8 protein-coding genes are annotated in these 7,238 nt (G+C 60.1%); all 8 read right to left on the bottom strand.

All coding sequences use genetic code 11. The features are described from left to right. Positions 1-77: 77 nt before the first annotated feature. Complete coding sequence (locus AC6EKW_RS11795) at positions 78-1,085, bottom strand: 2Fe-2S iron-sulfur cluster-binding protein (RefSeq protein WP_273888512.1); 1,008 nt, start codon at positions 1,083-1,085, stop codon at positions 78-80. Continuing rightward, positions 1,078-2,103, bottom strand: a complete 1,026-nt coding sequence (locus AC6EKW_RS11800) for an aromatic/alkene monooxygenase hydroxylase subunit beta (protein WP_273888513.1) — start codon at positions 2,101-2,103, stop codon at positions 1,078-1,080. Before AC6EKW_RS11800 ends, AC6EKW_RS11795 begins: the two co-directional genes overlap by 8 nt. A gap of 2 nt (positions 2,104-2,105) precedes the next feature. Beyond that, positions 2,106-2,396 carry an MmoB/DmpM family protein gene (locus AC6EKW_RS11805; protein WP_273888514.1) on the bottom strand — a complete coding sequence of 97 codons (291 nt, stop codon included), beginning with the start codon at positions 2,394-2,396 and terminating at the stop codon, positions 2,106-2,108. A 5-nt stretch (positions 2,397-2,401) separates the two neighbouring features. Further along, positions 2,402-2,785 carry a Rieske 2Fe-2S domain-containing protein gene (locus AC6EKW_RS11810; RefSeq protein ID WP_273888515.1) on the bottom strand — a complete coding sequence of 128 codons (384 nt, stop codon included), beginning with the start codon at positions 2,783-2,785 and terminating at the stop codon, positions 2,402-2,404. After that, complete coding sequence (locus AC6EKW_RS11815; RefSeq protein WP_273888516.1) at positions 2,778-3,029, bottom strand: toluene-4-monooxygenase system B family protein; 252 nt, start codon at positions 3,027-3,029, stop codon at positions 2,778-2,780. The genes AC6EKW_RS11810 and AC6EKW_RS11815 overlap by 8 nt, the downstream gene beginning before the upstream one ends. A 74-nt stretch (positions 3,030-3,103) precedes the next feature. Further along, positions 3,104-4,597 (bottom strand): aromatic/alkene/methane monooxygenase hydroxylase/oxygenase subunit alpha, encoded by a 1,494-nt coding sequence (locus tag AC6EKW_RS11820; protein WP_273888517.1) that lies wholly within the window; start codon positions 4,595-4,597, stop codon positions 3,104-3,106. A gap of 80 nt (positions 4,598-4,677) precedes the next feature. Then, complete coding sequence (locus AC6EKW_RS11825; RefSeq protein WP_273888518.1) at positions 4,678-5,667, bottom strand: catechol 2,3-dioxygenase; 990 nt, start codon at positions 5,665-5,667, stop codon at positions 4,678-4,680. Between the two features lie 64 nt (positions 5,668-5,731). Continuing rightward, on the bottom strand, positions 5,732-7,238 hold a 1,507-nt coding region (locus AC6EKW_RS11830), incomplete at its 5' end, for a 4-hydroxyphenylacetate 3-hydroxylase N-terminal domain-containing protein (RefSeq protein WP_498514485.1).

Below are 7,238 nucleotides of genomic sequence, written 5' to 3' on the forward strand. Positions count from 1 at the left end.
GTCGATCCGGGGCTTCCGGCCTGTCCGCGCTGGCAATCTTCGCAAAGAGGGTGGCAGGTAGCCATACTTTTTGCTCATTATGATCCCGGCCCAAAACCCTCGGCGCGGATACGCGTCACCCTTATGCCTGCGTTCTTCAGCATGCTCGAGACCGGATCCACGGCGGATGATGGTCCGGCGGCGTAGAAGGTATATTCCTCCCAGGGAGTGGGCAGGGAGTTCTCGATGACTCTTTGGACCGTTCCCACCATGCCTCTCCAGCCGCTGTGTGGGTGCTCGATTGCCGGCAGCAGCTCTGCACCCAGATGGTCGGCGAGTTCTTCCAGTTCATCCAGCAGTACCAACTCTTCAGGAGAGGGCGCACCGTAGAAGACATAACGCGGCTTCTCTCTCTGTCCGTCTTGCATTCTCAGCCACCGCAACATGGATAGAATGGAAGCCACCCCGGCTCCGCACGCTATCAATACCGGCGTTCGGTTGCTCTCCCGGTAATAGTCGGCTCCGTAAGGGAGCTCGATCGGGAGATGATCTCCGTTCGCAAGCCCGAAGAGGTGCTCGCTAGCCGCACCCTCTTCCTTGTACCTGACGATGAACTCGACCTTCTCCTCTCCGGGTGGGTTTGCGATGAGGTAAGCTCGTCGCAGCCTCGGTGCAAGCTCCACCATAGCGTACTGACCCGGGATGAAGTTTGCTGGACCTTCGAGGGTGAAGCTCAAGCGCTGGATGCCGGGCCCGAGCACCTCGCTGGCCGCAAGAGTTCCGCGATGATCCTTCGTCGGCAGGTCCTCGCGTGGGCTGTTCAGATCCTTCTTTTTTACCTGCAACACGAGGTTTGATCGGGCGGCGGACTGGCAGACGAGGATCCTGTTGCGCCGCTCGTCCTGTGGTTTGATCGCCGGTGCTTCGGGAAACAGGTTCTCGACCTCGCCCTCTTTGAGGGCGAGCTTGCAGGTGCCGCAGTCCCCCCAACCGCACTCGAACGCGAGCCAGAGGCCAGCGCGCCGGGCTGCATTGAGGATGGTCTCTCCTTCGTGTGCCTTGAAGGAGAGACCATGTGGCTCCAGCTTTACGGTGTAATCAGGCATGCACCTCTTCCTGCCCCGACAGCTCACACTCTTCCCAGAAAGCTCTCAGACGTTGCTCGACCGCACCGGCCACTTTCCCGGGCTCGATGGGTTGTGGAGCCTCACCGAAAAAGCCGCTCAGTTCCTCGATCGCTCGACGGGCGAGCGGGGTCCATTTCTCGGTCCATTCGTTGAGAAGATCCCGCAATTCCGCCTTGTTCTGCAGGGCGTACTCTACGAGCGCTTTGGCGGTTTGACGGTGCCGCTGGGCATCCAGCTCGAAGTCCTCCGCCATCAGGGCGAGAAGCTCGTCTCCGTTCTTGCGTGCCAGCTCGGCGAACTGCTCGTTGAACAGCGTATCGTAAGCGGGTTTCGCTACCAGGCCCAGCACTGCGAAAGCCTCTCCCCAGTCGTAGGCGACGAGCATCTTCTCGAGAAGTTCCCGCATCGGTTGCCAATGCGGGTCCTCTTCCCATATCTGGCGGGATTTCTGGCTGTCTGCAAGCCCTTCGTAGTGGTCCAGGGAGAGTGCCTTGGCGAGGTACGCTGTTCTTTGAACCCGGCGCATCTCGTCTCCACCCTGAAAGTGGAATGCTATGGTGATGTAAGAGGATGGTGCCATCTGGCTCACGTACATCGCAAGCATCTGCAGCACGTGACCTGAGAACCTGCCGGGCAGGTAGAGTTTCTCGAGGAGCTTCACCCATTCAGGATCGAGGCTGGCGTAGTGGTCCTTACGCTCGAATTCATCTATGAGGTTGTCGAGGTAGATCTCACGCTCTTGTTGGCGTTTTATGTAGCCTCGGTAAGTCAGCCTCGCTGGATCGCGGAACCCATCCCAATCGTCGACCTGAAACGGGGACCCTTCCCGCTTCTCGAGGTACCATTTATTCAGAGGGGCGTCTGGGCTCAGCTCAAATGGAGCGGGGGCTCGCCGAAAGTGGTAGTTGAGCTTGTGGGTTACTATCTCGTACTCGCTCGGTTTGCGCCGCTCGGTATACAGGCTCCAGGTCTTCTGCCGCTTCCTCTTTCGGCCCACCGTCAATCCTCCCTGTCGAGGTAAAAGACCACTTCATCGTCACCCACGAACTGGATCCTTCCTCCAAACGAGGAGAGCGAGGGTTCGAGCTCGGAGAGCTTGAAGGGCCTTCCGAGTGCTTCCTCGAGGCTCTTCTGTGTAATCCGGAGCCTGCGCGGCGCCTGAACCCGCATGTAGCCTCCGCGATCCTCGGTGATGAGCCTGACCCCAGGGTTGTCCACTTCGGCGGCTTCTATCACCGCCTCGTAGAGCTCTCTGTTGCTGAGTACGGGCCCGACCAGCTTCTCACTCAAGTCCACTACTCCTCCTCTTCCCGACAACGGTTGTAGCGATGCTCCCGATCGGATTCGGGGTACCCCACGTGTATCGTCTCGTCTTCGTCCACCTTGACTTCGTACTGGTAGAGCCGGCATCCGATGGGGTTTACGCCCTCTCCGTTGCGCACGTCGAACTGCCACTCGTGGGCGGCACAGGTCAGAACGTTCGTCTCTTCGTCGAGTTCCCCTTCCACCAGCGAATACTCCTGGTGCGGACAGATGCCCTGGTAGGCTACGACCCGACCCCCAGGGAGGTGGACCAGGAGCACTTCCTCCCCGTCGACCTCCACATCCATCATCTCTCCCTCCCAGAGGTCATCCAGGGTAGCTACCTCGACCCACTTCAGCGTGGCCTCGCTACTCATCTGCGTAGCGCACCTCTACGAAATCCATCGGACCTATGCCTGCGTCGGCCACCGTGTTTTCGGAGGGCAAAACTTCTTCCTTGAAGATTACTTCCATCGGTGCATCCTTCGGCGCCACCCTGAGGCCCACCGCGTGCGCTGCTACCTTCTCCGCCACCTGGTCGATGGTGTCGGTATCCTCTACAGGCACCAACTGGACTACGAAATCCCCTCTGAAGGCCGCCGTGAGCGGAACCATCGCCATGCTTTTCCTCCTTTGTTTGGGGGAGGTGTGATGGGACGTGCGTCCCACCACACCTCTCTGAGCTCTACGGAGCTTTAGCCTTTCACCCCGGCCGTAACCCTGGCCCAGGCGTAGTCTTCTGCGTCCTGCCCGGCCACTTCGGGTGTTATGCCCATGTAAGCCAGGGCGCCCTCGAGGTTGGGTGGCTGGATCTCGCCCGCCAGGAACCGATCCACGACCGTCTTGTGCCCGGCGTAACGCGAGGGGTTTTGCTCGAAGATCCACTTGCAGGGCTCGGAGCAGAAGTGATAGCGCCGTCCGCCGTGATCGAGGGTGTAAGGCGCTATGTGACGTTGCTTGGGATCCGAGGGGGTTATGATCGGGATCTGGCACATGTTGCAGATGAGAGGCAGGGTTTCAGGCAGCGTCTTCTCCGCTGTTCCGTTGCGGATGTTCTCCGTGATCACATCCCAGTACTTGCCGAAGGTGTCGTTCCACCCCGGGTACTTGGCTTCCAGCCATTCACGCTCGGCCGGCGAGACACCACCGTCCGGGCTCCACCAGACCGTCGGCCGCCAGAACCAGACCCCCAGGTGCAGCCCATGGTGGTACCAGTCGAGCTCGTCCAGGAACGTATCCCAGTACCACGGCCTCTCCATGCCCAGATCACGGAACTGATCCATGAACTGCTTGACGATCCACTCCTGCATGAACTCTTTGAACGACATCGAACGATGCTCAAGCGGTGTGTAGTAGTCCATGGACAGGCCGGTCAGCAGGCAGAATATCCGCCAGCTGCGCCAGAACATGGTGTCGACGAGTTTCTGGGCTTCTTCTTTCTTGCCGTTCTTGACCAGGATCTTGAGCGTCGGCTCACCCTGCTGGGAGTGCCGGGCCTCGTCGGTCTGGATGCTGGAGATCAGCGACCCGAACTCCACGTCGCCCACGTCCATGGCGTCCGCTGCCATGCCGAGGAACTGCAAGTTCGTAAACCCGGTCTCGAAGGTGAAGGTGAGCTGGATCGCGGTGCTCAGGGCATCGTTGGCCGTGAACATGTCGTCGAAGAGGTGACGCGCCGCTATCGCCCCCCACTCGTTGGTGTGGAAAGCTTTGTGAGCCCAGTCGTATCTGGGGCTGTTTTCCAGCAGCCCGTACGGGAAGAAGAGCTGGATCTGGCCGTGCCGGGTCTCGTCCAGCGCACCGAAGGTAGCCATGTTGCGCCAGGCCGCCGCTTTACCGAAACGAGCCATGCGTGCCTCACCTATGGAGGCGGTGTATTCGGGGACTGCTATGGCACCGTAGTGAGCGATGATGGCCGACTTCCACCCGGCATCCACGTGATCGAAGAGGTGAGAGCGAGCGATCGCGTTCTTGACCGAGTAGGTGGTGGTGTCCTTATCGGCCTGGGTGTGCGTGTACTCACGGTAGGTGAGCTTGTAAGGCTCGTCCCACTTGTGCCACTCCTCCGCCGGAACGCCGCTGTTGCCGGAGAGTTCCTCGGGGAAGGCTTCCTTCTCGTCCACGTACTTGAGCTTCCAGTTCATGTCTCGGGTCAGATCGTAGTATTCGGATCTGTTGAGTTTCGGCATGGATGTCCTCCTCGTTTATCCTGCCAGTATCCTGGTGGACGGTGGGGAACCCGTCCGGTTCCCCACCACGATGGTTTGTGTTACTGCCTGGCTTCTTGCAGTTTCTCCGCCTCCACCTGGGGTGTTCCGTAGAGGAAGTACTCCGCCGGAAGCGGCGAACCGTACCAGATGATCCCTTTCTCCAGGTTCTCCTCGCGCCACGTCACAGGCTTCCAGTCGGGGTCGAAGATCAGGTACCCCGCGTCCCCGAAGAGCTCGACGCGGTTCCCGCCGGGCTCGAAGACGTACATGAACCAGGCTTGGCTGATGCCGTGTTTTCCGGGGCCGGCTTCTATCTGGATGCCGTACTCGGAGAATACGTCGGCGATGTCGGAGTTGTGCTGGGGGATGCCATACCAGTAGCAGATGTGGTGCAGCCGGCCCTTCGCTCCCGTCCGATCACCCATGACGGCTACTTCATGTACCAGCGGACTCACGCTGAGCCAGGCTCCGGCCTCGGATCCGTCGTTCAAGACGATGTGCTCCCGCAGTCGGAATCCGAGCTGATCCATGAAGAACTCTTTGTTGGGAGTCACATCGCTGACCAGGAGGTTTACGTGATCCAGTCGGCGCACCGGGATGCCGCGCAGCGGGCGCTTCTGAGGCCTGTTCAGGAGCTCCGTCTTCATATCCTCCGGAGGTTCGTAGTACTCGACCTCCCAGAACAGCTCCATCGGGTGTCCGTCCGGGGTGGTGAGCTGGTAAGCCGGACCGTGGCCTTTGTCGCCGTCGATCCATCCCTTGCCCGCGCCACTGGCCTCGAGAGCCTGCACCCTGCGCTCGAGTGCCTGAGGGGAACTCGTGCGCCAGGCGACGTGTCCCAGACCTGCCTTGTCCGACTCGGTGACCTTGAGCGTGTGGTGGTAGAAGTCTTCGTAGGCCCGCAGGTAGACCGACTGCCCCTCGCGCTCGGTCTCTTCGAGGGCGAGCAGGTCCTTGAAGAACCAGAGTGTCTCCTCCGGCTTGGGGGTGAGGATCTCGACGTGCGCCAGCTGCGCTACGTCGTTGATCGGTTCCTTGAACTCCGCCATCTACTCTCTCCTTTCTCCCTGCTGGTTTCTGCCGCCGCTACCTATGCGACAGTTGATCTCTTTGCTACTTCTTCTGGAAGAGATTTACGTCGTCCGGGTTGATGAGATCCGGCACCGTCCAGCCGTCGAGGTCGTACTCGGCCATGCACTGCTCGGCGAAGCCTTTGTACTGGTCGGCCTGACCGGTCGCCAGCGCCGTGAAGAGCACCTCCATGCGGATGTTTTCGTGGTTGCCGGCGTAGTTGCGCTCGTAGAGCTCGTGCCGCCCGCCGAACTCGCTGATCACAACGTTCGAGAGCAGCTTCATCAGCTTGATACGCTCCTCGGCGCTGTAGCCGTTGGATCCACGGACGAACTTGTCCAGATACTTGCGCGTCTCCGGGTTCTTCAAGTCCCTCGCATGCGAGGGCAGGTAGATGAGCGAGCTAGAGACATCATCGAGTATGATGCTCTTCACCTTCTGGTAGGCCATCGGTGCGAAGACCCGGTAGGCAAGCCCCGCGTCCATGTTGGGTAGGACATAGTCGTCGTTCCACGGATCGGGATTGCGAGCCATGGCATCGGTTATCGCCCAGAAGAGGTTGCGCCAGGCCAGCACCTCGCCCACGCGAGCCTGGACGCCCCGGAAGTCCTTGGTGCCCGCCGCCTCGACGGCCTTCAGGAGAAGTCCCGCTATGAAGTCCAGCTTGACCGCTATGCGGGTGCAGCCGTGGAAGGTGAAGCGAGGTATGAAGCCCGAGAGCGGGAAGAAATTGTTGGCCTTGTCCACGTCTCCGTAGACGAAGATGTTCTCCCACGGAACGAGCACCCGGTCGAAGATGAAGATCGCATCGTTCTCGTCCAGCCTGCTCGAAAGCGGGTAGTCGAACGGACTTCCCATCACGGCCGCGTCGTACTCGTAGGAGGGGCGGCTGATCAACTTCACGCCCTTGGCATCCATGGGGACCGTGAAGATGAGTGCGAACTCTTTCTTCTTGATCGGTAGCGGCCCGTAGTGAGCGATGAAGTTGTAGTGGGTGAGGACCGATCCAGTCGCAACCACCTTCGCACCGCTGACGATGAGCCCGTTGTCCGTCTCTTCCTCTACGTGCATGTAGACGTCGCCGACCTCATCGGGCGGAAGGTTGCGGTCCACGGGTGGATTGACTATGGCGTGGTTCCAGTAAAGGACGTTGTTCTGGGCCTTCTTGTACCAGTTCTTCGCGTTCTCCTGGTAGGGATCGTAGAAGTCCGAGTTGGCCCCGAGCGTCCCGAGGAAGCTGGCTTTGTAGTCCGGGCTTCTGCCCAACCACCCGTAGCCCACCCTTGCCCACTCCGCTATGGCGTCCCGCGCCCGTACGAGATCCTCGGCGCTCTTGGAGGCCTTGAAGAACGGGTGGGTGAAGCCGCCGTTGCCAGTGTCGGTCTCTGTGCGGAGATTTTCGTTGGATTCATCGTGTAGCGCGTCGTACATGCGTGCGATCATGCGCGCGGCGTTGCGGAAAGCAGGATGGGTCGTTACATCCTCCACCCGTTCTCCATAGACGTAGATCTCGCGCCCATCACGCAAGCTCTCCAGATACTCCTCTCCC

Source organism: Rubrobacter sp. M3-4, assembly GCF_059772285.1.